The organism is Nocardioides allogilvus (assembly GCF_003047285.1).
Classification (GTDB): Bacteria; Actinomycetota; Actinomycetes; order Propionibacteriales; family Nocardioidaceae; genus Nocardioides; species Nocardioides allogilvus.
The window spans coordinates 1-23,936 of sequence record NZ_PZYX01000007.1 but is presented as its reverse complement, the minus strand read 5'-3'; the positions used below and the strand labels follow the sequence as shown (position 1 = coordinate 23,936).

General features: G+C 70.3%; 25 protein-coding genes. 16 read left to right on the top strand and 9 right to left on the bottom strand.

The genetic code is table 11. From position 1 onward, the window contains the following. The first annotated feature begins 63 nt into the window (after positions 1 to 63). From C9J87_RS11900 to C9J87_RS11885, 4 genes are read left to right on the top strand one after another with little or no spacing between them, the layout of a single operon-like run. A complete protein-coding gene (locus C9J87_RS11900) occupies positions 64 to 375 on the top strand; it encodes a winged helix-turn-helix domain-containing protein (protein WP_010833848.1) in 312 nt (103 codons plus the stop codon). A 15-nt stretch (positions 376 to 390) separates the two neighbouring features. Further along, the gene (locus C9J87_RS11895) at positions 391 to 1,542 is read left to right on the top strand and encodes a 5-(carboxyamino)imidazole ribonucleotide synthase (protein ID WP_010833847.1); all 1,152 of its coding nucleotides are present in this window, start codon (positions 391 to 393) and stop codon (positions 1,540 to 1,542) included. A gap of 37 nt (positions 1,543 to 1,579) precedes the next feature. After that, positions 1,580 to 2,071 (top strand): 5-(carboxyamino)imidazole ribonucleotide mutase, encoded by a 492-nt coding sequence (gene purE, locus C9J87_RS11890; protein ID WP_107705686.1) that lies wholly within the window; start codon positions 1,580 to 1,582, stop codon positions 2,069 to 2,071. A 4-nt stretch (positions 2,072 to 2,075) separates the two neighbouring features. Then, entirely contained in the window at positions 2,076 to 3,059 is a 984-nt protein-coding gene (locus C9J87_RS11885; protein WP_107705631.1) for a Gfo/Idh/MocA family protein, read from the top strand. Here C9J87_RS11885 and arfB read toward each other — a convergent pair. Genes arfB through C9J87_RS11870 form a run of 3 tightly spaced genes read right to left on the bottom strand, consistent with a single transcriptional unit; the run spans position 3,056 to position 4,575 of the window. Further along, the gene (gene arfB, locus C9J87_RS11880) at positions 3,056 to 3,475 is read right to left on the bottom strand and encodes an alternative ribosome rescue aminoacyl-tRNA hydrolase ArfB (RefSeq protein WP_010833844.1); all 420 of its coding nucleotides are present in this window, start codon (positions 3,473 to 3,475) and stop codon (positions 3,056 to 3,058) included. The genes C9J87_RS11885 and arfB overlap by 4 nt on opposite strands. An 11-nt stretch (positions 3,476 to 3,486) precedes the next feature. Continuing rightward, a complete protein-coding gene (locus C9J87_RS11875) occupies positions 3,487 to 3,900 on the bottom strand; it encodes a CoA-binding protein (protein WP_010833843.1) in 414 nt (137 codons plus the stop codon). Positions 3,901 to 3,909: 9 nt separating this feature from the next. After that, the gene (locus C9J87_RS11870) at positions 3,910 to 4,575 is read right to left on the bottom strand and encodes a TetR/AcrR family transcriptional regulator (protein WP_010833842.1); all 666 of its coding nucleotides are present in this window, start codon (positions 4,573 to 4,575) and stop codon (positions 3,910 to 3,912) included. Positions 4,576 to 4,636: 61 nt separating this feature from the next. Here C9J87_RS11870 and C9J87_RS11865 point away from each other — a divergent pair, with 61 nt between their 5' ends. The 3 genes from C9J87_RS11865 (at position 4,637) to C9J87_RS11855 (ending at position 7,208) form a co-directional block, all read left to right on the top strand. After that, positions 4,637 to 5,827, top strand: coding sequence for an acyl-CoA dehydrogenase family protein (locus tag C9J87_RS11865; protein ID WP_198652340.1), 1,191 nt, complete (start codon positions 4,637 to 4,639; stop codon positions 5,825 to 5,827). Between the two features lie 79 nt (positions 5,828 to 5,906). After that, positions 5,907 to 6,545, top strand: coding sequence for a response regulator transcription factor (locus C9J87_RS11860; protein ID WP_036491102.1), 639 nt, complete (start codon positions 5,907 to 5,909; stop codon positions 6,543 to 6,545). Positions 6,546 to 6,599: 54 nt separating this feature from the next. Continuing rightward, on the top strand, positions 6,600 to 7,208 hold the full coding sequence (locus tag C9J87_RS11855; protein ID WP_036493236.1) for a flavodoxin family protein: 609 nt from the start codon (positions 6,600 to 6,602) through the stop codon (positions 7,206 to 7,208). 63 nt (positions 7,209 to 7,271) lie between these two features. Here C9J87_RS11855 and C9J87_RS11850 read toward each other — a convergent pair whose 3' ends face one another. The 5 genes from C9J87_RS11850 to C9J87_RS11830 form a co-directional block, all read right to left on the bottom strand. Then, positions 7,272 to 7,952 (bottom strand): GAF and ANTAR domain-containing protein, encoded by a 681-nt coding sequence (locus C9J87_RS11850; protein ID WP_232820037.1) that lies wholly within the window; start codon positions 7,950 to 7,952, stop codon positions 7,272 to 7,274. Between the two features lie 59 nt (positions 7,953 to 8,011). Beyond that, on the bottom strand, positions 8,012 to 8,422 hold the full coding sequence (locus tag C9J87_RS11845; protein WP_010833837.1) for a DUF1707 SHOCT-like domain-containing protein: 411 nt from the start codon (positions 8,420 to 8,422) through the stop codon (positions 8,012 to 8,014). After that, positions 8,422 to 9,069 carry a PadR family transcriptional regulator gene (locus C9J87_RS11840; protein ID WP_107705630.1) on the bottom strand — a complete coding sequence of 216 codons (648 nt, stop codon included), beginning with the start codon at positions 9,067 to 9,069 and terminating at the stop codon, positions 8,422 to 8,424. Before C9J87_RS11840 ends, C9J87_RS11845 begins: the two co-directional genes overlap by 1 nt. Positions 9,070 to 9,170: 101 nt before the next feature. Continuing rightward, a complete protein-coding gene (locus tag C9J87_RS11835) occupies positions 9,171 to 10,037 on the bottom strand; it encodes a crotonase/enoyl-CoA hydratase family protein (RefSeq protein ID WP_107705629.1) in 867 nt (288 codons plus the stop codon). Next, positions 10,034 to 11,212: an LCP family protein gene (locus C9J87_RS11830; RefSeq protein WP_107705628.1), complete on the bottom strand. Its 1,179-nt coding sequence runs from the start codon at positions 11,210 to 11,212 to the stop codon at positions 10,034 to 10,036. The genes C9J87_RS11835 and C9J87_RS11830 overlap by 4 nt, the downstream gene beginning before the upstream one ends. Before the next feature lie 23 nt (positions 11,213 to 11,235). On the opposite strand from C9J87_RS11830, the gene C9J87_RS11825 reads away from it, so the two are divergent. From C9J87_RS11825 to C9J87_RS11785, 9 genes are all read left to right on the top strand, one after another. After that, positions 11,236 to 11,742: an acyl-CoA thioesterase gene (locus C9J87_RS11825; protein WP_107705627.1), complete on the top strand. Its 507-nt coding sequence runs from the start codon at positions 11,236 to 11,238 to the stop codon at positions 11,740 to 11,742. 90 nt (positions 11,743 to 11,832) lie between these two features. Beyond that, positions 11,833 to 13,329 carry an LCP family protein gene (locus C9J87_RS11820; RefSeq protein WP_107705626.1) on the top strand — a complete coding sequence of 499 codons (1,497 nt, stop codon included), beginning with the start codon at positions 11,833 to 11,835 and terminating at the stop codon, positions 13,327 to 13,329. 16 nt (positions 13,330 to 13,345) lie between these two features. Then, positions 13,346 to 14,269, top strand: a complete 924-nt coding sequence (locus C9J87_RS11815) for a glycosyltransferase family 2 protein (RefSeq protein ID WP_107705684.1) — start codon at positions 13,346 to 13,348, stop codon at positions 14,267 to 14,269. Then, complete coding sequence (locus tag C9J87_RS11810) at positions 14,266 to 15,174, top strand: glycosyltransferase family 2 protein (RefSeq protein WP_107705625.1); 909 nt, start codon at positions 14,266 to 14,268, stop codon at positions 15,172 to 15,174. Before C9J87_RS11815 ends, C9J87_RS11810 begins: the two co-directional genes overlap by 4 nt. A gap of 50 nt (positions 15,175 to 15,224) precedes the next feature. Further along, complete coding sequence (gene glf / locus C9J87_RS11805) at positions 15,225 to 16,415, top strand: UDP-galactopyranose mutase (protein ID WP_010833829.1); 1,191 nt, start codon at positions 15,225 to 15,227, stop codon at positions 16,413 to 16,415. After that, positions 16,412 to 18,430: a glycosyltransferase gene (locus C9J87_RS11800; RefSeq protein ID WP_107705624.1), complete on the top strand. Its 2,019-nt coding sequence runs from the start codon at positions 16,412 to 16,414 to the stop codon at positions 18,428 to 18,430. Before glf ends, C9J87_RS11800 begins: the two co-directional genes overlap by 4 nt. After that, positions 18,427 to 19,341 carry an ABC transporter permease gene (locus tag C9J87_RS11795; protein WP_010833827.1) on the top strand — a complete coding sequence of 305 codons (915 nt, stop codon included), beginning with the start codon at positions 18,427 to 18,429 and terminating at the stop codon, positions 19,339 to 19,341. The genes C9J87_RS11800 and C9J87_RS11795 overlap by 4 nt, the downstream gene beginning before the upstream one ends. Continuing rightward, complete coding sequence (locus C9J87_RS11790) at positions 19,341 to 20,123, top strand: ABC transporter ATP-binding protein (RefSeq protein ID WP_010833826.1); 783 nt, start codon at positions 19,341 to 19,343, stop codon at positions 20,121 to 20,123. The genes C9J87_RS11795 and C9J87_RS11790 overlap by 1 nt, the downstream gene beginning before the upstream one ends. A 267-nt stretch (positions 20,124 to 20,390) precedes the next feature. Further along, on the top strand, positions 20,391 to 23,114 hold the full coding sequence (locus tag C9J87_RS11785) for an FG-GAP-like repeat-containing protein (RefSeq protein ID WP_107705623.1): 2,724 nt from the start codon (positions 20,391 to 20,393) through the stop codon (positions 23,112 to 23,114). Here C9J87_RS11785 and C9J87_RS11780 read toward each other — a convergent pair. Next, positions 23,111 to 23,827 carry a TIGR03089 family protein gene (locus C9J87_RS11780; protein ID WP_107705622.1) on the bottom strand — a complete coding sequence of 239 codons (717 nt, stop codon included), beginning with the start codon at positions 23,825 to 23,827 and terminating at the stop codon, positions 23,111 to 23,113. The genes C9J87_RS11785 and C9J87_RS11780 overlap by 4 nt on opposite strands. Positions 23,828 to 23,936 lie beyond the last annotated feature (109 nt).

Here is a 23,936-nt window from a genome sequence, read left to right as displayed (position 1 = left end):
ACCAGTCCGGCGACTTTCGTCGAACGAGCCGCACGTCCGGCCGGGCGTTCCTACCTTGTCCGGGTGCTGTCCGTACAGGATGTTCTGGTGGACCCGCACGAGCGACGGGTGTGGCGGGGGGATCGGGAGCTGACGCTCTCACGCAAGGAGTTCGACCTCTTGCACGCGCTGATGAGCCGTGCGGGCGATGTCGTGACCCGCGCCGAGCTCATGCACGAGGTCTGGGACACGACCTTCTGGTCCTCGTCCAAGACGATCGACGTCCACCTCGGGTGGCTGCGCCGCAAGCTCGGGGACGATCCGCGCTCGCCCGGGCTGATCACCACCGTGCGCGGAGCGGGGCTGCGATTCGAGGTCGACCCGCCGCTGTCGTAGGGTGCCCGCGTGTCGATGCGAGCACCCACCCTTGCCGTGATCGGTGGCGGTCAGCTCGCCCGGATGATGGCGCAGCCCGCCATCGCGCTGGGGCTGCCGCTCCGGCTCCTGGCCGAGGCGCCCGGTGTCTCGGCCGCCCAGGTCATTCCCGACCACGTCGTCGGTGACTACACCGACCTCGACACGTTGCGTGCCGTCACCGCCGGCTGCCCGGTCGTGACCTTCGACCACGAGCACGTCCCGACGGCCCACCTGCACGCCCTCGAGGCCGACGGCATCGCCGTACGACCCGGACCGGACGCGCTCGTGCACGCCCAGGACAAGGCGGTCATGCGTGCGCGCCTCGCCGAGCTCGGCGTGCCCTGCCCGCGCAACGCCGTGGTCGCCTCCACCGCCGAGGTCGAGGCCTTCGGCCTGCCGTGCGTGCTGAAGACCACCCGCGGCGGCTACGACGGCAAGGGCGTCTGGGTCGTGCGCGACCTCGCCGACGCCGAGCCCGCGTTCGCGGCCGCCGACGCCGCTGGGGTGCAGATCCTGGCCGAGGAGCTCGTCGACTTCCGCCGCGAGCTCTCGGCGCTGGTGGCGCGTTCGCCAAGCGGTCAGGCCGCGGCCTACCCGGTGGTGGCGTCCACCCAGCTCGACGGCGTCTGCCACGAGGTCATCGCGCCGGCGCCGGACCTCTCGCCTGCCCTGGCCGGGGAGGCGCAGCAGATCGCGCTGCGCGTCGCCGGTGCGCTCGACGTCACGGGCATCCTCGCCGTCGAGCTCTTCGAGACCGCCGACGGTCGCATCCTGGTCAACGAGCTGGCCATGCGTCCCCACAACACCGGCCACTGGACCCAGGACGGCGCCGTGACGTCCCAGTTCGAGAATCATCTGCGCGCTGTCATGGACCTCCCGCTGGGCTCGCCCGCCCCGCGGTCGCGCTGGACGGTGATGGTGAACATCCTGGGGGGACCCACCGACACCGGCCGCCTCTACGACGGCTTCCCGCACGCCATGGCCCGCGACCCGCACCTGCGCGTACACCTCTACGGCAAGGACCTGCGTCCTGGCCGCAAGGTGGGACACGTCAACACCTACGGCGACGACCTCGATGATTGCCTGGAGCGGGCGCGGCACGCCGCCGCGTGGTTCCGCGGAGACCTAGGAGACACCAGTGAGTGACAGCGCCACCAGCCCTGGCCCGAGCGTCGGCATCGTGATGGGCTCGGACTCCGACTGGCCGGTGATGCAGGCGGCCGCCGACGTCCTCGACGAGTTCGGCATCGCGTGGGAGGCCGACGTCCAGTCCGCCCACCGCATGCCCCAGGAGATGCTCGACTACGGCAAGCAGGCCCACGGCCGCGGGCTGCGGGTGCTGATCGCGGGCGCCGGCGGTGCGGCCGCCCTGCCCGGCATGCTCGCCTCGGTCACGCCGCTCCCGGTCATCGGCGTGCCGGTCCCGCTGAAGTACCTCGACGGCCTCGACTCCCTGATGTCGATCGTCCAGATGCCCGCCGGCATCCCGGTCGCGACGGTGGCGATCGGCAATGCCCGCAACGCCGGCATCCTCGCCGCCCGGATCCTCGGCTCCTCCGACGAGGCGCTCCAGCAGAAGCTCGTCGAGTTCGAGGCGTCCCTGGTCGAGACCGCCCGGGCCAAGGGCCAGGTCGTGCGCGACGCGTCGCAGGGCATCCGCCGGACCGGCTTCTGAACCCATGACCACGCGCTGGGGGATCGCGGGCACCGGCGCCATGGCGGCGGCGTTCCTCGCCGACTTCGCCCACACGCCCGGTCACCGGGTCGTGGCCGTCGGCAGCCGCACCCAGCAACGGGCCGGCGAGTTCGCCGAGGTCCACGGCATCGACCACGCACACACCCATGCGGGGCTGCTGGCCGCCGACGTGGACGTGGTCTACGTCGCGACGCCGCACCCGCAGCACCGCGACCTGGCCCTGGCCGCGATCGCGGCGGGCAAGGCGGTGGTGGTGGAGAAGGCGTTCACCGCGACGCTGGCCGGCGCGCGCGAGGTCGTCTGGGCCGCCCGGTCGGCGCAGGTCTTCTGCATGGAGGCGATGTGGACCCGCTTCCAGCCCGCGGTCGTGCGGGCGCGGGAGCTGGTCGCGGCCGGCGAGATCGGCGAGGTGATCGGTGTGCAGGCCGACCTCGGTGCCTTCCGCGCCTATGACGAGGACAGCCGCCTCTTCGCCCCGGAGCTCGGCGGCGGCGCGACCCTCGACCTCGGGGTCTATGCCGTGTCGATCGCCCAGCACTTCCTCGGCACCCCGGTGAGCGTCACCGCCCACGGCACCCGCTATCCCAACGGGGCCGACGCCTCGGCCGCGATCCACCTGGCGTACGCCGACGGGCGGGCCGCCTCCCTGTGGTGCTCGCTCGCCGCGGAGACGCCCGGACGCGCGGTCGTCATCGGGACCGGCGGCTCGGTCGAGATCGCGCCCCGCTTCCACCACCCCGACACGATCGTCGTCCGTCGCAACGGCGAGGCGGCGGAGGCGGTCGCACTGCCTCCTGCCGGGCGGGGCTACAGCCACCAGGTCCTCGAGGTCGGCCGCTGCCTCGACGCCGGCCTGACCGAGAGCCCGGTCATGCCGCTCGAGGACACGCTCGGCGTCCAGTGGGTGCTGGAGGAGACGCTCACTCAGCTGGGCATCACGGCCGTCGAGGGACGCGTCGAGATCTAGTCGGTGACGCGCCCGCGCATCGACTTGAGGTGGCTGCGCTCCTTCTTGGACTTGAGCCGCCGCTCCTTCGAGCCCCGGGTCGGCTTCGTCGGACGCCGTGGTGGCGGCGGTGGGGCCAGCGCGGTCCGGAGCAGGTCGGCGAGGCGCTCGCGGGCCGCGGTCCGGTTGCGGTGCTGCGAGCGGTGCTCGGAGGCCGCGATCGCGATCACGCCGCCGGGCCAGCGCTGCAGGGCGCGTCGTCGCTGTGCCTCGGAGAGCGTCGTCGCCGTACGCACGTCGTACTCCAGCTCGACCCGGCTGTCGCTGGTGTTGACCGACTGGCCACCGGGGCCGGGGGAGCGGGAGAAGCGCTCGACGAGGTCGCTGTCGGGGATGGCGAGCCCGTCGGGCAGGCCGGGCCCGGGTGGGACCCGCATCGGGGGCGGCTTCACCGGCTGCGGTTGCGCCACTCGATCGCGGGACAGGTGTCCATCACCATCGGCACGCCGGCCGCGACGGTCCGCTCGAAGGCGGCCTCGTCGATGACCCCGAGCTGGAACCACACCCCCTTCGCACCGATCGCCACCGCCTGGTCGGCGAACGGGCCGGCGTCCTCGGAGCGCCGGAACACGTCGACGACGTCGATCGGGAACGGCACCTCGGCGAGGGTGGCGTAGCCCTGCTCGCCGTGCACGACGGGGGCGTCGGGGTGGATGGGCACGATCCGCTTGCCGCGCTCCTGCAGCATGGCTGCGATGGAGTAGGCAGTGCGGGCGGGGTTGTCGGAGAGGCCGACGATCGCCCAGGTCTCGCAGTCGTCGAGCATGAGGTCGATGTTCGCGCGTTCCTGCCACTGGCTCATGGGTCGAACCTACGACAGGACCTCACGGACCGCCGCGAGCGCGCGGTCGAGGTCGGCTCCCGGGCCGAGCACCACGACGTGGCCGCCACCGGGCTCGCGAGCAGCGAACAGCTGCTCGACCTCGGCCATCGCGGTGTCGAACTCGGCCTCAGGGGCATCGGTCGTGCCGCGCAGCCACCGGCGCAGGACGTGGTTGTGAGCGGTGACCACGGCGGCGGCGAGCAGCTCCGCACGCAGGTCAACCCGTCGCGCGGTCGCCGGGTCGGACCCGACGTCCCAGCTGCGGATGAAGGAGCGGAAGACCTCCTGGTAGCGCTGCATGCCGGCGATCTCACGCTCGCGCAACGCCGGCACGTTGCGGGTCAGCCGGTAGCGCGCCCGGGCGTGGTCGTCCTCGTCGAGGTAGTGGCGCAGGGCCAGGCGCGCGGCCTCGCGGACCGCGAGGAAGTGCTGGCCGGGGGTGGCCGCTTCGAGCCGCGCCTCGATCCGCGCGAGCACCGCGTCGTGGTCGGGGAAGATCACCGCTTCCTTGGTGGGGTAGGCGCGGAAGAAGGTGGAGCGGCCGACCCCGGCGCGCTCGGCGATCTGCTCCACGCTCGTCGCGTCGTAGCCCCGCTCGGCGAACAGGGAGAAGGCGGCCTCGCGCAGACGGTCGGCCACGGTGCGGTCTGGCACAGGTCCTCCTGGTGATGAAACGCAGTTCCGCTGTTATCGTACTCAGTATCAACCTGTCCCGATGACGCCCGAGGTGATCAGCGTGTCCGACTTCCCGCTCTACTCCCTCTCCGAGGAGCACCAGGCCATCCGCGAGGCCGTCCGCGCGGTCTGCGACGCCAAGGTCGCGCCGTACGCCGCTGCCGTCGACGAGGAGGCCCGCTACCCGCAGGAGGCGCACGACGCCCTGCAGGCCGCCGACTTCCACGCCCCGCACGTGCCCGAGGAGTACGGCGGTGCCGGTGCCGACGCGCTGGCGACCGTGATCGTGATCGAGGAGGTCGCGCGCGCGTGCGTCGCCTCGTCCCTGATCCCCGCCGTGAACAAGCTCGGCTCCCTGCCGGTCCAGATCGGCGGTGGCGAGGAGATCAAGAAGAAGTACCTCACCAAGCTCGCCGCGGGTGAGGGCGGCTTCTCCTACTGCCTCTCCGAGCCCGACGCCGGCTCCGACGCGGCCAACCAGAAGACCACCGCGGTCCGCGACGGCGACTTCTGGGTGCTCAACGGCGTCAAGCGCTGGATCACCAACGCCGGTGTCTCCGAGTTCTACACCGTGCTCGCGATGACCGACGCCTCCAAGCGCACCCGCGGCATCACCGCCTTCGTGGTCGAGAAGTCCGACGAGGGCGTCTCCTTCGGTGCGCCGGAGAAGAAGCTCGGCATCAAGGGCTCGCCCACGCGCGAGGTCTACTTCGACAACGTGCGCATCCCGGCCGACCGCATCATCGGCGAGGAGGGCCAGGGCTTCGACATCGCGATGCGGACCCTCGACCACACCCGCGTCACCATCGCCGCGCAGGCGGTCGGTGTCGCGCAGGGTGCGCTCGACTACGCGCTGGAGTACGCCAAGGAGCGGATCCAGTTCGGCAAGCCGATCGCCGAGCAGCAGGGCCTGCAGTTCATGCTCGCCGACATGGGCATGAAGGTCGAGGCTGCCCGCCAGATGACCTACGCGGCCGCCGGTCGCTCCGAGCGTGGCGACAAGGACCTCACGTTCTTCGGTGCCGCGGCCAAGTGCTTCGCCTCCGACGTCGCCATGGAGGTCACCGTCAACGCCGTGCAGGTGCTCGGTGGCTACGGCTACACCCGCGACTACCCGGTCGAGCGGATGATGCGCGACGCCAAGATCACCCAGATCTACGAGGGCACCAACCAGGTGCAGCGGATCGTCATGGCTCGCCAGCTCCTCGCAGGGATCCAGTCCGAGCTCTGAGCCCACGCATGCGCCGCGGGTGACCGCGGCGCATGCGACAGCCGGTTTCGGGTACGGCCGGTGCATGACGACCTCGTGCATGAACAAGCGCCCTGTCCGCGTCACCCTGGCTCGCGAGAGCGAGCTGGTGACGCGTGGTTTCAACGCGCTGATGGCGCCGTACGCCGACCGGGTCGCCGTGCTCCCCGCCCACGGCGGCACGCCCGCCGAAGGCGTGGACCTGACCCTCTTCGACTCGCTCGCCGACATCCAGGTGCTCCCCGGAGTGCTGGGCGACCCCGTCCCGCACGACGGGCGGCTGGTCACCTGGACCTGGAACGCGCGACCCGACCTGACCGAGATGGCGCTGGGCAGCGGTGCGTGCGGGGTGTTGTCGAAGGCGCTGCCGGGCGAGGTCCTCGTCCGCGCGCTGGAGGCCATCCACCACGGACGCGTCGTCGTCGATCTCGGCGAGGGACACACCTCGCCGCGGCGACAGCGCCCCGACCCGCTGACCCCGCGTGAGGCGGACGTGATCGCGATGATCACCAGCGGCCTGGACAACCAGAGCATCGCCGACACCGCGTGCATCAGCATCAACTCGGTCAAGTCCTACATCCGCTCGGCCTACCGCAAGATGGGCGTCACGTCCCGGTCCCAGGCGGTGCTGTGGGGAGTGCGTCACGGCTACCTCGGCCCTGCCCGGATGCGCGACGACTCGGGCACGCTCAGTGCCTGAGCCGTCGTCGGCCGACCGCGCATGGCGCCGCACGCTGCGGGGTACGGCGCTGCCATGAGCCAGCTGAGAGCACTTGTCCTCGTCTGCACCCTGAAGCCGTCGCCGGCTCCGTCCAGCTCCGAGCTGATCGGGCGGCAGCTGCTCGACGAGCTCGGCACGCACGGAGTCACCGGTGAGGTGATCCGCGTGGCCGACCACGACGTCCGGTTCGGTGTCTCCACCGACGAGGGGGACGGTGATGCCTGGCCGGGCATCCGGGCCCGCATCCTGGCTGCGGACGTGCTGGTGCTGGCCACGCCCATCTGGCTCGGTCAGCCAGCCTCCGTGGCCAAGGTGGTGCTGGAGCGACTCGACGCCGAGCTGTCGGAGACCGACGACCAGGGGCGGATGTCGATGACCGACAAGGTCGCCCTGGTCGGGGTCGTCGGCAACGAGGACGGCGCCCACCACGTCGTCGCCGAGTGCCTGCAGGCCCTCAACGACGTGGGCTTCACCATCCCCGCCACCGCCGGCGCCTACTGGGTGGGCGAGGCGATGCACAAGACCGACTACCAGGACCTCGACGAGCGTCCCGAGGCGACGGGCAAGGCGATCACCGCGGCCGCCGCGAGCGCGGCCCACCTCGCGAAGGTGCTGCGCGCGTCGCCGTACCCCGCACCCTGACCAGACGTGTCGGCCGGCGCCGGACTTACGCAGATCCCGGCGCTGACCGACCGTCTGACCGACTCAGCGCGGCAGGGACCGGGTGTCGATGAGGCGCTGGGCCACCGAGTGGAGCTTGAGGTTGTTGTCCTGGGAGTAGCGCCTGAGCACCTGGAAGGCCTGGTCGGCACCGATGTTGAAGCGCTCCATCAAGATGCCCTGGGCCTGGCCGATCAGGTTGCGCGCGTCGACGGCCCCGCGCAGGTGCTCGGTGCCCCGGGCGGACTCGAGAGCGACGGCCGCGTGCCGCGCCAGCATGTGGGCGACGTCGACGTCGACCTCGTCGAACCGATCGACCTCGAGGGCGTAGAGGTTGAGGCTGCCGAGCACCTGGCGGTTGGTGTGCAGGCGGGCCCCCAGCATGCTGCGGATGCCGGCCGCCTCGACGGCGGCGGTCCACTGCGGCCACCGCTGCTCCTGGCGCACGTCGCGCACCAGGACGCCGGGCCGGTCGGCGATGATCTCGATGTCGGGACCGGCCCCGGCCTCGAGCTGGATCTTGTCGAGGTGGGCGACGACCTCGTGGTTGCTGGCGACCGTCTCGACCCGGGACCCCGGGTGCACGAGGATCACGCCGGCGTAGGCGCAGTCGAACATCTTGCAGGCGAACTCGATGATGCGCTCGACGGTCTCGTCGAGGCTCGACGTCTCGTGCAGGTCGAGCACCAGGTCGGCGAACGACGCCGCGTCGGGGGACAGGGTCAACGCGATACCTCCGGAGCGGGCGGACGTCGGGACTCAGGCAGTTCGAGGCGGCGATTCTCTCATGCGCGTGAGCGGGTGACGTGGCTGTTGTGCCCATTCGCGGCGTTGAGGCAGTGGCCGTGGAGGCGGTGCCCGCGTGCCCAGGGTCGCTTCAGGAAGATCACCAGGGCGATCAGCCAGACCCACCAGTCGACGCCGAGCGCTGCCATCAGCAGTACGGCGCCGAGCGCGAGCGCCCACGCCGGGGTCCGCCAGTCGCGGGGGCGTCGCTGCACGACCGGGGGCGCGACCGGGGCCACGGCCCGGGGCAGGTCCCAGAACACCTGGTCGAGGTCCGCGCCGGTGCGTGCCGACCAGATGGCGTCCAGCCGCTCGTCGTACTCGTCGTGGTCGAGGCGACCGGCGGCGAAGTGGTCGCCCAGCCGGGCGGTCGCGACGTCCCGCTCGGCGTCGCCGATGCGCGGCTCCATCACAGGCTCCCGTCGTCGGGCTCGTCAGCGCCGTCGGGGCCACGACCGGTCGGCGCCGCTCCGTCCGCGAGGATGCCGTAGAGCGCTCGCCGGGTGTCGACGAGCACGCCGATCGCGGCCTTGCGCTGGGCGTCGGAGCCCTGGGTGACGATCTGCCACACCGCGCTCATCATCTGTCCGATCTCGGACTTGAGGTCGCCGGAGGTCCCGGTCGTGGCGCGCTGCGTGGCGCGTTCGTACGGCGCCCACACGGCCTCCAGGTCGGTGGTGTGCGCGGCGACGTACGCCTGACCCTCGGCCGTGAGCTGCAGGGTCCGGCGACCCCGGGCGTCGTCGGCCTCGACGAGGCCCTCGTCCTGGAGCTGCTGGATGGTCGGGTAGACCGAGCCGGGGCTGGGTCGCCACGCGCCGTCGCTGCGCTCGGCGATCTGCTGGATGACCTGGTAGCCGTTGATCGGCTCCTCCCGGCGGGCGGCCTCGGCGACCACGGAGAGGATCGCGAGGCGAACGTCGCCGCGCTTGGCTCGTGGACCGGGGCTGCTCGGCGTCGCGCCGGGTGCGCCGCCCCAGCCGAGGAGGCCCTGCACCCAGGGCGGGGGACCGCCGTGTCCGAACCGCTGGTCCCAAGGGCCGTGTCTGTGTCCCATGCTCGTCTCCCTCGTCACGTCAGTCGTCAGGATATCGCCAACCTATTGCGATATATCGCGATAGTAGACACGAGTGAACACGAGGTTCAAGAGGCAGAGCCTCAGAAGATCTCCGGCAGGTCGGACGCGCGGCCGGTGAACTCGGGCGCACGCTTCTCGCGGAAGGCGGCCACGCCCTCCTTGCCGTCCCCGATCGAGGTGTGGAACATCGCCAGTGAGTCGGCGATGTGGGCGTCGAGCGGATGGGGCGCGGCGGTGCCGGCGTAGATGAGGCGCTTGGCCAGGGCCAGCGCGACGGGGGAGCGGTCGACGACGAACGAGCGGGCCAGCGCGAGGGCGGCCGGGACGAGGTCGTCGGGCTCGTGGACCGAGCGCAGCAGGCGACCGGCCAGTGCCTGCTCGGCGGTCAGGATGTCGGCCGAGTAGACCCACTCCAGCGCTTGCTGGGTGCCGACGATGCGCGGCAGGAACCACGAGGAGCAGGCCTCGGGAACGATGCCGAGCCGGCCGAACACGAAGCCGATCCGGGCCCGGCTCGAGGCGAGCCGGATGTCCATCGCCAGCGTCATCGTCGCGCCGATGCCGACAGCGGCGCCGTTGATCGCCGCGATCACCGGCTTGGGGCAGGCGTGGATGGCCAGCGTGACCTTGCCGCCGGTGTCGCGGACCCCGGTCTGCCAGGGCTCCTCGCCGAGGTGCTCGCGCAGGTCGGCGGCCGTGGGGGAGAGGGACTCGTCGAGGCCGAAGACGTTGCCCTCGGCCGAGAGGTCCATGCCGGCACAGAACGCCTTGCCGGCCCCGGTCACCACGACGGCCTTGATCTCGTCGTCCGCGGCAGCGGCCAGGAAGAACGCCTCCAGCTCGCGGGCCATCGTGACCGTGAACGAGTTCATCGCCTCGGGCCGCGACAGCGTCAGCAGGGTGACGCCGTCGTCGTCGGTCTCGACGGTGAGGGTCTCGTAGGTCACTGGCGGGCCCTCCCGGTCGGGGTGCAGAGGGACTTGGGGACGGCGTCGTCGTTGATGATCGCCTTGAAGACCGCCGGCGCCCGGTCGGGATCGGCGACGATCCGGTTGGGGTCACTGGGTGCCGCCATGTTGGGCATGGTGCACGTGCGGCTGTCGCCGGTCATCGCCAGGGCGAAGCGGCCCAGCGAGATCGGGCCCATGTCCTCGTCGATGCGGATGGCCTTGGCCGAGGCGTCGGTGAGGCGCCAGTAGCGGACGGGGTTGAGGAAGGTCCACGGCGACTTGGCCTCGGCGCCCAGGGCGCCGATGACCTCACCCTGGCGACCGACGCGGTCGAGGTCGCTGAGCGCGCTGACGTAGCGCGAGCGGGAGTAGGCCAGCGCCGTCTCGCCGTCGACCTCCTGGCAGCCCTTCTTGATGTCGAGCCGGGCGCGGGGGTCGTCCATGTCGGTCTTGGGGCAGATCTCGATGCCGCCGAGGGCGTCGACGGTGTTGATGACGCTGCCGAAGCCGAGCTCGACGTAGTGGTCGATGTGGATGCCGGTCAGCTTCTCGACGCTGGCGACCAGCAGGGGAGCCTTGCCCAGGGAGAACGCCGCGTTGATCATCTGCGTCCCGTGTCCCGGCACCTCGGCCAGCGTGTCGCGGGGGATCGACATCCGGGTGTCGGCCCCGGAGCCGGTGTGCAGGACGATGATCGTGTCGGTGTTGGTGCCGCCCCGCGGCCCGGTCCCGAGCGCTTTCTGCTGCTCGGCGGTGAGGTCGTCGGCCTTGTCGGATCCGACGATGAGGTAGTTGGTGCCGGGCTGGTCGTCGGGCCGTGCGCCGCTGGGCTCCGCGTCGACCTTGTCGATGTTGGACCAGGCCCAGAAGGGTACGGCGACCATGAAGACCAGCCACAGCAGCAGGGCCAGCTTCACGAACCCGAAGCGGAAGCGTGGGCGTCGACGGGTGCGGGCGGGCTTCGGTGCCGGAGTAGCCGGCGGCGTACGCGGCGTCGCTCGCGGCTGTGCCGGCATGATGCGGGTCTCGTCGGGACGCTCTCCTGCTCGGTCCTGCTGGGGGACCATGCGGGTCGCGTCGTCAGGGCGCGCGGTGCCGCGGGAGCCGTAGAGCCAGTCGTATTCGGGGGTGCCCTCCTCGGGACCACCCTTCCCGGGGGGACGTTCAGCCATGCGCGAGACGCTACCGTGCCGGCATGAGTGAACCGCTCACCGCGCGTCCGGTGTCCTTCTCGCGAGTGTCCCTGGCCATCGTCGCCAGCTCCACGAACGCCAACGTGCTCGGCAACGTCCACGGTGGCGACATCATGAAGCTGGCCGACTCGACAGCGGGCGCGGTGGCGTTCCGGCACAGCGACGGTCCCGCGGTCACGGCGGCGATGGACGAGATGACCTTCCTGCGGCCCGTGCACGTCGGCGACATCATCAGGACGTACGCCGAGGTGAACTGGGCCGGCCGCTCGTCGATGGAGATCGGGGTGCGCGTGGAGGCTCAGCCCTTCGGCAACGCCACCGACGAACCGGTGCATGTCGCCAGCGCCTACTTCGTCTTCGTCGCGATCGACGAGTCCGGGGAGTCGCGGCCCGTGCCCGACCTGATCACCGAGACGCCGACCGAGGTCCGTCGCCAGCGCGAGGCCGAGATCCGCCGGGCCCACCGCCTCGCCCGCAAGATGGAGATCGAGCAGGGTCGCGACTCGTGACCTGAGGATCACGGCGCGTCGGACCCGCATGTAACGCGTGTGACTGGTGATACTGGCTCTGCTGACTTCCCCCAGCAGAGGAGCACCCTGATGCCGCCCGCATCTTCCCCCGGGTCGCAGGTCGCCCGGTTCACGACCCTGGACCGCGCGCAGCGCGTCCGCTTCCGCCGCGCCGTCGCGCTGATGGTCATGACCGTGCTGGTCCCCGGCTCCGCCCAGCTCGTCGCCGGCAACAGACGGGTGGGCCGCATCGCGATGCGCGTCTGGCTCGGACTGATCGCGACGGGGCTGCTGTCGGTCGTCATCTCCTACTTCTCGCACGGCTTCGCCTTCTGGGCGATCTCCAACACCTGGGTGCTCGGACTGGTGCGGATCGTGCTGATGGCGCTCGCCGTCGGCTGGGCGCTGCTGTTCATGGACGCCTGGCGACTCGGGCAGCCGCTCGGCCTGCAGCGCCAGCACCGGCTCGCCGTGGTCGGTGTCAACGGTGTCCTCTGCTTCTCCGTGGTCGCGGCGCTGCTCTTCGGTGCCCACATGGCCGGCGTGCAGCGAAACTTCATGATCACGATGTTCGGGGACGGCGACGTCGTCGGCGCCCACGACGGTCGCTTCAACGTGCTGCTGCTCGGCGGGGACGCCGGCGCGGGACGCTGGGGGCTGCGCCCCGACTCGCTGACCGTGGCCAGCATCGACGCGCGCACCGGCAAGACCGTGCTGGTCGGCCTGCCGCGCAACATGGCCAACTTCCCCTTCGCCGAGGGCTCGGTCATGGCCGAGCAGTTCCCGAAGGGCTTCGACTGCGACGACTGCTACCTCAACGGCGTCAGCACCTGGGCCGGCGACCACACCGACCTGTTCAAGGGCTCCAGGACACCCGGTGTCGACGCGACCGTGATGGCCGTGGAGGGCATCACCGGCCTGGAGATCAACTACTGGTCGATGGTCAACCTCGCCGGCTTCCGCAGCCTCGTCGACGCCGTCGGCGGCGTCACGCTGACCGTCCGCGACCGGATCCCCGTGGGGCTGCCCTCCGACGACTTCTACCGCTTCATCGAGCCCGGCACGCGCAAGCTCGACGGCATGGACACACTGTGGTTCGCCCGGGCCCGCGACGGCTCGGACGACTACTCGCGGATGGCGCGCCAGAAGTGCGTCATGAACGCCATGCTCCAGCAGATCAGCCCCCAGGACGCCCTGCGGAACTTCTCCAAGATCGCCGCGGCGTCGTCGCAGATGATCTCGACCAACGTGCCGAAGAGCGAGGTCGACCGCTTCCTCGACCTGGCGATCAAGGCCAAGTCGCAGAAGATCGGCACCGTCAGCCTCGTGCCGCCGAAGGTCGTCACGGCCGACCCCGACATCGACGTCGTGCACGCGATGGTGGCCGACGCGATCGACCGGGCCGAGGGTGAGACGCCGACACCGGCCACCGAGGACGTCGCTGCGGCGCCGGCCGAGGGCGGCGCCGGCACCAAGGCACCGGCAGCCACGCCGACCGCGACGCCGCCTGTCACGGGTGGTTCCCTGGGCTCGCTCAAGGAGGGCTACGCCGCGAACCAGGCCGACGACCTCGGATCGGTCTGCTGACCCTAGGGTGTACGGCGTGGCCCACGGACCGGATCGACGCGTCGTAGCGGTCGTCGTCACCTTCAACCGGCTCGCCCTCGTGCAACGGCTGGTCGAGCGGCTGGGCGAGGTCGCCGGGCTCGACGAGGTGCTGGTGATCGACAACGCCTCGACCGACGGCACGGGCGCCTGGCTGGCCGGCGTCCCGACGACGGGGGAGACCCCGGTGCTGGCGCGCACCCTCGAGCGCAACCGCGGCGGCGCGGGCGGCTTCCACGACGGCCTCGGCTGGGCCCTCGATCGCGATGCCGACCTGGTCTGGCTGATGGACGACGACGGCCTGCCCGACCGCGACTGCCTCGCACGGCTGCTCGAGCACGACTACGACTTCTGGGGCCCGCTCGTCGTGGACGAGGAGGACAGCGACACCCTCGTCTTCCCGGTCCGCCCGCCCGGCAGCCCGACCGCGCTGCGCACCGTGGCGCAGGTCCGGGCCAAGGACCGGGACGGCGTGCTGGCCGACATCGTCATCCCCTTCAACGGGGTGCTCGTCACCCGCGAGCTCGTCGACCGGATCGGGCTGCCCCGCGAGGAGTTCTTCATCTGGGGTGACGACGTCGAATACCTGTGGCGAGCCCGCGAGGCAGGCGCCCGCGTCGCGACGGTGACCGACGCGGTCGTGCGACACCCCAGCGTGGGCGAGCTCGGCACGCCGATGGCGTTCGGCCGCACGACCTACAACCACAGCCCGAGCGAGCTCAAGCACTACTGCATGGCTCGCAACAACCTCGTCAACCTCCGTGACTACCGGGGTCCGCTGCACGCGCTGGCGTTCGTGGCGAAGACCATCTGGTTCTACACGTTCACCAGGCCCAGCCTGGCCCGGCTCAAGCTCAGCGCCCGCGCGATGCGGGACGGGTTGGCGGGGGAGTACGACGGCCACGAGAGGTTCCTGACGTGACCAGCGAGACCGTGGCGGTCGTGATCGTCACCTACAACCGGGCCGACCTGCTGGTCGGCATGCTCGACGGGCTCGCTGCCCAGACGCACCTGCCCGATGCGGTGATCGTCATCGACAACGCCAGCACCGACCACACGCGCTCGGTGCTCGACGCCCGCACCGACCTGCCCCTCCACGTCACCACCACCGAGAGCAACCTCGGCGGCGCCGGCGGTTTCCATGTCGGGATGCGAGCGGCGTACGACGCCGGCTGGGACCGCATCTGGCTGATGGACGACGACGTGGTGCCCGACCCGGACTGCCTCGCGGTGCTGATGGCGACCGACGAGGCCTGCCTGATGGCGGTGCGCGACGACCTCGACGGCAACCTCGTGGAGAAGGCGGCCATTCGCTTCGACCTGGCCAACCCCCTGGCCATCCGGCCCAAGACGGCGAGTGTCGACTCGACGTACGCCACCCGGGCGGACCTGCCGGAGCGCGTCGAGGTCGAGAACGTCGCCTTCGAGGGCTTCATGGTGCGCCGCGAGGTGGTGACGGCCATCGGCTTCCCCGACCCGGAGTTCTTCATCTTCTACGACGACGTCGACTTCGCGATCCGCGCCCGCCGGGCCGGGTTCCGCATCTGGGCCGTGCGCGACGCGCGGCTCGTCCGCCAGCTCGACTTCAACCAGCAGCACGACATGGCTGGCTGGAAGGGCTTCTACATGTTCCGCAACCTGTTCGTCGTGCACTTCCGGTACGGCGACAACGTGCTCGTCCGCCTCAAGCCGTGGCTCATCATGGTCGTCGTCGTGCTGCTCAGCCCGGTCCGCGGCGGTCGCGGCGAGGCGGGCAACGTGATCCGGGCCATTCGGTCGGCACGGGGGATGCGCAGCCTTTCCGGATCCGCCGCACCTCCTCGCTAGACTCGCGGCGCCTGACTTTCCGGCACGTCCACACCTCAGGAGTAACCCCCTTGTCCCAGGGCTCGATTTCCCAGCCAGACCTCGTCGTCGTCGGATCCGGTTTCTTCGGCCTCACCATCGCCGAACGCTGCGCCACCGAGCTCGGCCTCAAGGTCCTGGTGCTCGAGCGGCGCTACCACCTCGGTGGCAACGCCTACAGCGAGATCGACGAGGAGACCGGGATCGAGGTGCACAAGTACGGCACCCACCTCTTCCACACGTCGAACGAGCGGGTGTGGGCGTACGTCAACCGCTTCACGACGTTCACGAACTACCGGCACCGGGTCTTCGGCAAGTACAAGGGGCAGGTCTACTCGCTGCCGATGAACCTCGGCCTGATCAACCAGTTCTTCGGCAAGGCCCACACCCCCGACGAGGCGCGCGCCCTGATCGCCGAGCAGGCCAGCGAGTTCGACACCGCGACGGCCAGCAACCTCGAGGAGAAGGCGATCAGCCTGATCGGGCGCCCGCTCTACGAGGCGTTCATCAAGGGCTACACCGCCAAGCAGTGGCAGACCGACCCGACCGAGCTGAGTGCCGACATCATCACGCGCCTCCCGGTCCGCTACACGTTCGCCGACGGCTGGTTCAACGACACCTACGAGGGCCTGCCCACCGAGGGCTATGCCGCGTGGCTCAACAAGATGGCCGACCACCCCAACATCGAGGTGCGTGTCGACACCGACTGGTTCGACGTGCAGGACGAGTTCAAGGGCAAGGTGCCGGTCGTCTACACCGGCCCGGTCGACGAATACTTCGACAACTCCGAGGGCCGCCTGTCGTGGCGCACGGTCGACCTCGTGCAGGAGACCGTCGACGTCGACGACTACCAGGGCACCGGCGTCGTCAACGCCAACGACCCGGACGTCCCGTTCACCCGCGTGCTCGAGTTCAAGCACCTGCACCCCGAGCGCACCTACCTGCCCGGCAAGTCCATCGTGGTCCACGAGTACAGCCGGTTCGCCGAGGACGACGACGAGCCCTATTACCCGATCAACACCGCCGACGACCGCGCGAAGCTGCTGAAGTACCGCGACCTGGCCAAGAAGGAGCCGCTGGTGCTCTTCGGTGGTCGACTCGGCACCTACAAGTACCTCGACATGCACATGGCCATCGGGTCGGCGCTGTCGATGTTCGACAACAAGCTCAAGCCGCACTTCGTCGACGGAGTGCCGCTCACGAGCGGAGGAGTGGACGAATGACGACGACCGCCACCAAGCCCAAGCACAGCGCGGCAGCGACGGTGACCCGTCTGCTCCAGCGACAGGTCCTGCCGATCGACGGCGACACCGACGTCTTCCGGTTGTACGTCGACCCGGAGGCCGCGGTCCTCGACGCCGACAAGTACGAGGTCGGATCGAGCCGGGCGGCCCAGGACCTCAACAGCGCCCAGATGCGCCAGTCGACCTCGACCGGGGTGAGCATCCACCCCGACCAGATCCTCGACCGCGAGGCGCTGCACCTGCCGATGGAGCAGCGGATCTCCTTCGGGTCCTACTTCAACGCGTTCCCGGCGTCCTACTGGCGGCGCTACACCATCGTCACCGACGTCACGCTGACCCTGAAGATCGAGGGTGCCGGGGCGACCGTCACCGTCTACCGCTCGATGGCCAACGGCCGCTCGCAGCGCGTCGAGACCGTGACCACGGGCTCGGAGGAGAGCTCGACCTTCGTCTTCGAGCTGCCGCTCAAGCCCTTCGTGGACGGCGGCTGGTACTGGTACGACGTCGTCGCCGGCGAGCACGACGTGGTCGTCCGCTCGGCCGAGTGGACCGCCGAGGTCCCCGAGGACCGCGCCGATCACGGCACCGTCGACCTCTGCATCACCACCATGAACCGGCCCGACTTCGTGGCCAAGCTCATCGGTCAGCTGGGCAGCACCCCCGAGCTCCGTCCCTACCTCGACGAGGTGATGGTGATGGAGCAGGGCACCCAGCTGATGCAGGACTCCGAGTTCTACCCCGCGGCGGCCGAGGCGCTCGGCGACAAGCTGCGCGTGATCGTCCAGGGCAACCTCGGTGGTTCCGGCGGCTACGCCCGCGGCCAGCTCGAGTCGGTCCGCAAGGGCACCGCGACCTACGCGATGATGATGGACGACGACGTCATCTGCGAGCCCGAGGGCATCATCCGATCGATCACCTTCGGTGACCTCGCCCGCCGCCCCACGATCGTGGGCGGCCACATGTTCTCCATCTACGCCCGCACCCGCCTGCACAGCTTCGGCGAGGTCATCACGCCGTGGCGCTTCTGGTGGCTCTCGGCCCCCGGCGTGTTCCAGGACTGGGACTTCGGCGCCCGCAACCTGCGCTCGACGCGCTGGCTGCACAAGCGCGTCGACGTGGACTACAACGGCTGGTTCATGTGCCTGATCCCGCGCCAGGTGCTCGAGGAGATCGGGCTGAGCCTGCCACTGTTCCTCAAGTGGGACGACTCCGAGTACGGCCTGCGCGCCAAGGCCGCCGGCTACCCGACCGTCTCGCTCCCCGGTGCGGCCGTCTGGCACATCCCGTGGACCGACAAGAACGACGCCCTCGACTGGCAGGCCTACTTCCACCAGCGCAACCGGTTCGTGGCGGCGCTGCTCCATTCGGCCTACGAGCGGGGCGGCCGCATGGTGCGCGAGAGCCTCAACCACCAGGTCGCCCACCTGGTCTCGATGCAATATTCCACGGTCGAGCTCCGGCTGAAGGCGCTCGAGGACGTGCTGGCGGGTCCCTACGGCCTGCACGAGATGCTCCCCGGCAAGCTCGCCGAGGTCAACGCGTTCCGCAAGCAGTTCACCGATGCCCAGCTGCAGGCCGATCCCGACAGCTTCCCCGCCGTACGCCGCCACAAGCCCCCGCGCAAGGGCAAGGACGACTCCGGGGTGCCGAGCCGCAAGTCGCTACTGGTCCGCGCGGCCACGATGCCGCTGCGCCAGCTCAAGTCGGTGCGGCCGACCGCGCAGCGCAACCCCGAGGCCGAGATCCCGGCGATGGACGCGAAGTGGTACCGCATCGCTCGCTACGACTCGGCCGTCGTCTCGATGCCCGACGGCACCTCGGCCGCGCTCTACCAGCGCGACCCCGAGAAGTTCCGCGAGCTGATGAAGCGCACCGTCGAGATCCACGCGAAGTTCCAGCGGGAGTGGCCGCGCCTGGCCGCCGAATATCGCGCAGCCCTGGGCGACATCACTTCACCGGAGGCGTGGGAGAAGACCTTCGAGCCGTGGAAATGACCACAGGCTCACCGTCGCCGGTACGGCGTCGCAGCACCCCCGAGGAGCTGGAGGCGCTGCCGCTGGTGCCGCCGGCGGCGACGGGTCTGGCTGAGGTCGTCCGCCGCCGCTACCTGCTGCGGATGCTGGTGCGCAACACCATCCAGTCGCGCTACCAGGGCACGGTGCTGGGGTGGACCTGGAGCTACCTGCAGCCCGCGATCCGCTTCTGCCTGTTCTACTTCCTGTTCCAGGTGATGGTCGGTCGTGGTGCCGGCATGGAGAACTTCGCCGTGCACCTGTTCGCCGGCATGGTGATGGTGCACTTCTTCACCGAGACCTTCAACGGCGGCACCCAGTCGCTGGTGCAGAACCGGTCGCTGATCACCAAGCTCGCCGTACCCCGCGAGATGTTCCCGGTCGCCCGCATGCTCGTGGCGGCCTGGCACACCTTCCCGATGATGGTCATCCTGGTGTTCGTCTGCGTGCTGCTGGGCTGGCGGCCCGACGCTGCCGGCATGGCCGCGGCGCTGCTCGGCTTCTTGCTCGTGGCGCTCCTCGGGCTCGCGCTCGGCCTGGTGTTCAGCGTGGCCAACGTCTTCATGCGCGACTTCGGCAAGGTCGCCCAGACGCTGACCCAGTTCGTCACGTTCAGCGTGCCGATGATGTACCCCTACACGCTGGTGCAGGACCGCTTCGGCGAGCCGATCGCCTCCTACTACCTCTTCAACCCGATGGCGGAGGCCGTGCTGCTCATCCAGCGCGGGTTCTGGACCGGCACCACCAGCGACCCGACCTACACCCAGGCGCTGCACCTGCCGGGCGACCTCTACACCCGCGGCCTGGTGATGACGCTGATCGCCCTGGTCGGCGTCGTGCTCGCCCAGCGGCTCTTCTCGCGCCTCGAGGCCAAGGTCCCGGAGCGCCTCTGATGACGACGATGATCCAGGTGGAGAACGCCACCAAGTCGTTCACGATGTCCTACCACCGCTCGCTCAAGCAGCTCGCGCTCGCGAAGGCACGGGGACGCAAGACCCACGACGTCTTCAACGCCGTCGACGACGTCTCCTTCACCGTCCAGGAGGGCGAGGCGATCGGGCTGATGGGGCTCAACGGCTCCGGCAAGTCCACCCTGCTCAAGCTCGTCAGCGGCGTGATGCGTCCCGACGCCGGCTCGGTGCTGACCCGTGGCCGGATCGCCGGCCTGATCGCCACCGGCGCGGGCTTCGACCCGCAGCTGACCGGGCGCGACAACCTTTTCCTCAACGCCGCCATCCTCGGGATGTCGCGCAACGAGACGCTGCGCAAGTTCGACGAGATCGTCGACTTCGCCGACCTCGGCAAGTTCCTCGACACCGAGGTCGCCTACTACTCCTCGGGGATGAAGGCCCGCCTGGGCTTCGCGGTCGCGATCAACGTCGACGCCGACATCTTCATCGCCGACGAGGCCCTCGCCGTGGGGGACCGGCCGTTCAAGCGCAAGTGCAAGAAGCGCATGGACGAGATCGTGAAGTCCGGCGTGACGATGTTCTACGTCTCGCACGCCCCCGGCTCCGTGCGCAACCTGTGCAGCCGCGTGCTCGTCCTCGACCACGGCAAGCTCGCCTTCGACGGCGACGTCGAGGAGGGCATCGCGTTCCTGCACTACGACGACGATGACGACGAGGAGCGTGGCAAGGCCTCCTCCGACGACGGGCTCGGCGCCGACATCTGAGTCGCCGCGCCACGTCACCCCCGCGCGGGGTAGTTCAGTGAGAGTTCGTCGGATTTCGTCCTGACGGCCACCAACCCTCACTGAACTACCCCGCGCGGCGTCGTTGCGTGCGAATATCAGCGTCAAAACTTGACATTTCGCAAAGTCATCGGCGTGGCGAGTGGAAATTACAACGTTGTAGTTACTCACGAACTCTGGCGAACCAGAGTGACTGGTGTGATTGTTGCTTCCTGTGTGACCTTCCCCGCGCACTTGGAGTCGTTACTTATGCGTCCTGTTCAAGCCCGTTTCGTCACTGCGTGCCAGCAGCTGCTGGCCCTCGGTGTGGTCCTTGCTGTGCTCACCCCGGCAGCAGGTGTCCTGTCTCTCGACATCGTGGGAGCCCCCGCCCCGGGAGGCGCCCCGGCGCTGACCGGCGCGCTGGCGTCGGCCACCGTGCCGACGGCGGCCGTCCCCTCCGAGGTCACCGAGGTGCCGCTGACCACGCAGAGCGGCGATGCCCGCCCGCTGGCCGGATCGACGCTGATGCGCGGCTCGGTCGCCGCTGACCACGTGACCAGCCGGCCGCAGAGCGTCTCCGGCTACGGCGCGGTCGGTGTCACGTGGGCCCATGGCCAGGAGATCCCCGAGGGCGGCATCACCGTGCTCGTCCGCACGCGCCAGGACGGCACGTGGAGCGGCTGGAGCACGATCGACTACCACGACGACCACGCCCCCGACGCGGACACGGCAGAAGCCGCCGCTGCCCGCCCGGGCACCGACCCGGTGATCATCGGCGACGTCGACGACGTCCAGGTCAAGGCTGCGGTCGACGGCGAGACCGCCACCGCGCTGCCGGCCGACCTCAAGCTCGCGGTGGTGGAGCCCGGCACTGCCGAGGACACCGAGACCGAGGCGCCGGCCGAGTCCGGCACCCAGTCGGGCAGCCAGGCGCAGGGTTCCTACGACGAGGAGTTCGAGGACCGCAGCGAGGGCGCCATCTCGCTCCGCGCGGCGCGCACCGCTCCGGCCATGCCGACCATCTACAGCCGCGCCCAGTGGGGCGCCGACGAGTCGATCCGCAACAAGTCGTCGCTGCGCTACGGCACGGTCAGCGCCGGCTTCGTGCACCACACGGTCAACGCCAACGACTACACCGAGGCCCAGGTGCCGGCGATCATGCGCAGCATCTACGCCTACCACGTGAAGTCCCGGGGCTGGAGCGACATCGGCTACAACTTCCTCGTCGACCGGTTCGGTCGCATCTGGGAGGGCCGCTACGGCGGCGTCGACAAGAACGTTGTCGGCGCCCACACCCTCGGCTACAACGACTACTCCTTCGCGATGTCGGCGATCGGGAACTTCGACGTCGTCCAGCCCCCCGAGGTGATGCTGCAGTCCTACGGCGCGCTCTTCGCCTGGAAGCTCGCCATCAACGGCGTCAACCCCGCCTCGACCGCCCAGCAGGTCGGCAAGTCCACGTTCCAGGCGATCAGCGGTCACCGCGACGCCGGCAAGACCGCGTGCCCCGGCCGCTACCTCTACGCCAAGCTCCCCAACATCCGGGCCTACGCCTCCTCGGCCGCACCGGCAGCCCCGGCCCCGCCGCCGCCGCTCCAGATCACCGACCCGGCGCCGCAGTCCAACCTGGTCGGAGCCGCCTACCCCGACATGGTCGTGCGCAGCGCCGCCGACAACCGCGCGCTCATCCTGCCCACCGGTGGCCTGACGTCGTTCAGCAAGGCGTCGGTGACCTCCGCCAAGGGCTGGGCCAACCGTCCCGAGGTGCTGGTCTCGCCCGACGTCACCGGCGACGGCGTGCTCGACCTGGTCTCGACCAGCAAGCAGGGCGTGCTCCGGATCCGCCCCGGCAAGGGCAACGGCAAGTTCAAGGCCACCTCCAAGGTCGTCAAGACCACGAAGGACCACACGCTGATGACGGCGGTCGGCGATCTCAACAAGGACGGCCGCAACGACCTCGTCGCCCGGCACAAGGGCCGCATGGTCGCCCTCCTCGGGACGAAGAAGGGCGGTTTCCTCCGCTCGGTGCTCGGCAAGGGCCTGGGCAACTACACCCAGCTGATCGGTGTCGGTGACCAGAACAGTGACGGTGCGCCCGACGTGTTCGCCCGCGACGCCAAGGGCCGGCTCTTCTCGTACGCCGGCTCGGGAACGGGGAAGTTCGGCGACCGCTCCGCGGTGCCCGGGTCGTGGTCGGCGTACAACCGGATCACCGGCGGAGCCGACTTCAACGGCGACGGGCGCGGCGACCTGGTCGCGCGCAGCGCCAAGGGCAAGGTCTACATCCACCTCGCGCACGGTGACGGCACCTTCTCGCTGCCGCTGGGTCCCGCGGCCAACATGCGGTCCCTGCGCTCGCTGACGTCGGCCGGCAGCCTCGTCGGTGACGGCGCGCCCGACCTGGTGGGCGTGAAGGGCAACAGCCTGGTCGTCGTGCCGCACAAGGGCACCTTCGAGCTGGGCGCCCCGATCGACACCGGCGTGGTCATCGCCGACGCGGACATGATCATCAACGCCGGCGACTGGGACCGGGACGGTGCCGGTGACGTGATCACCCGCGGCACCGACGGCAGCCTGTGGCTCTACCGCGGCAACGGTGCAGGCCAGCTCGCCTCGCCGACGGCGATCGGGTCCGGCTTCGGTGGCATCGCCGGGATCACGGCCGTGGGCGACGTGACCGGCGACGGCTTCCCGGACCTGCTCGGCACGCCCCCGGGCGGCGCGCTGTCGGTCTTCGCCGGCACGGGCACGTCCATCAGCGCGGGCCGCGCGGTGGCAGGACGCTCGGTGGCCCGCACCGGGCTGCCCACCGACCTGACGCCCTTCGACTGGGTGATCCCGGTCAGCGACATCAAGGCCAAGGGGGCCGGCGACTACCTCGTGCGGCAGCCGAGCACCGGCTACCTCTACCTCTACTCCGGCACCCGTTCCGGGGTCGCGCGTCCGCGCTTCCTCGGTGAGGGGATGGGGGCCTACAACCTCGCCGGCTAGACCCGGTGGGTGGCGCGCTCAGCGTCGTACGTCGACTGCGACCGCTCGGCAGCGAGATGTCGCACCAGGACCAGCGAACCGCCGCGTGCGAGCGGTTCGGTGAGGGTGGCGATCCCCGGTGGGGAAGCCGGGTTCGTCCCCGAGAAGAGACGGCCGCCGTCGGTGAGGAGACTCCCGGCGGCGGCCGCCTCCATCAGTTCTCCCTGCGTCCGGCGCAGGCCCTCGAGGTCGCACGCGACGTCGTCGCCGGTCGGCGGGTCCCACGGCGAGAAGGCGTCGGGCTGGGTCCAGATCTCGATGCCGACGTCGTGCACGCCGGCCGGGACCGGCTCCGCGAACCGCACCCCGAGCGGGCGCAGGCTGCACGCGAGCACCGGCAGGTCGTCGGCCCGCTCGGCCCAGTCGGCCAGTGTGTCGGGATCGCACACGACGGCGTCCGGGTCGTCGTCGTCCGTGAGCGCCAGCCCGACCGTCCAGGCGGCGGCCATGAACACCGGGGCGAGCCAGTGGGTGGGCAGGTCGATGCGCAGCCGCATCCCGCGCTCGAGGTCGCCCTCCTCGACGAGCAGCCCCGCCGCCTTGGCCACCCAGTTGGCGTAGGTCGTCACCGACAGCTCGACCCGCTCGTCGGTGGCGTGGTCGTAGAACGTGATGAACGGGCGACCCGCGTCACCACGCAATTGTCGGGCCAGCTCGGCGGAGAACGTCGTCACGGGCACACCCTAGGTGTTCTGTCCACGGAGGTTAGGCAGCGGCTCTAGACACAGGTGAAGGCCTCCGGGTGAGGTGTGGAGCAGCGACGCATCTCACCGAACCGGAGGC

Coding starts and splice junctions, on each gene's coding strand:
- C9J87_RS11895 (WP_010833847.1), top strand. CDS start 391: ATGCGAGCACCCACCCTTGCCGTGATCGGTGGCGGTCAGCTCGCCCGG.
- purE (WP_107705686.1), top strand. CDS start 1,580: ATGGGCTCGGACTCCGACTGGCCGGTGATGCAGGCGGCCGCCGACGTC.
- C9J87_RS11885 (WP_107705631.1), top strand. CDS start 2,076: ATGACCACGCGCTGGGGGATCGCGGGCACCGGCGCCATGGCGGCGGCG.
- arfB (WP_010833844.1), bottom strand. CDS start 3,475: ATGCGGGTCCCACCCGGGCCCGGCCTGCCCGACGGGCTCGCCATCCCC.
- C9J87_RS11875 (WP_010833843.1), bottom strand. CDS start 3,900: ATGAGCCAGTGGCAGGAACGCGCGAACATCGACCTCATGCTCGACGAC.
- C9J87_RS11865 (WP_198652340.1), top strand. CDS start 4,637: ATGACGCCCGAGGTGATCAGCGTGTCCGACTTCCCGCTCTACTCCCTC.
- C9J87_RS11860 (WP_036491102.1), top strand. CDS start 5,907: ATGAACAAGCGCCCTGTCCGCGTCACCCTGGCTCGCGAGAGCGAGCTG.
- C9J87_RS11855 (WP_036493236.1), top strand. CDS start 6,600: ATGAGCCAGCTGAGAGCACTTGTCCTCGTCTGCACCCTGAAGCCGTCG.
- C9J87_RS11845 (WP_010833837.1), bottom strand. CDS start 8,422: ATGGAGCCGCGCATCGGCGACGCCGAGCGGGACGTCGCGACCGCCCGG.
- C9J87_RS11840 (WP_107705630.1), bottom strand. CDS start 9,069: ATGGGACACAGACACGGCCCTTGGGACCAGCGGTTCGGACACGGCGGT.
- C9J87_RS11830 (WP_107705628.1), bottom strand. CDS start 11,212: ATGGCTGAACGTCCCCCCGGGAAGGGTGGTCCCGAGGAGGGCACCCCC.
- C9J87_RS11825 (WP_107705627.1), top strand. CDS start 11,236: ATGAGTGAACCGCTCACCGCGCGTCCGGTGTCCTTCTCGCGAGTGTCC.
- C9J87_RS11820 (WP_107705626.1), top strand. CDS start 11,833: ATGCCGCCCGCATCTTCCCCCGGGTCGCAGGTCGCCCGGTTCACGACC.
- C9J87_RS11800 (WP_107705624.1), top strand. CDS start 16,412: ATGACGACGACCGCCACCAAGCCCAAGCACAGCGCGGCAGCGACGGTG.
- C9J87_RS11795 (WP_010833827.1), top strand. CDS start 18,427: ATGACCACAGGCTCACCGTCGCCGGTACGGCGTCGCAGCACCCCCGAG.
- C9J87_RS11790 (WP_010833826.1), top strand. CDS start 19,341: ATGACGACGATGATCCAGGTGGAGAACGCCACCAAGTCGTTCACGATG.
- C9J87_RS11785 (WP_107705623.1), top strand. CDS start 20,391: ATGCGTCCTGTTCAAGCCCGTTTCGTCACTGCGTGCCAGCAGCTGCTG.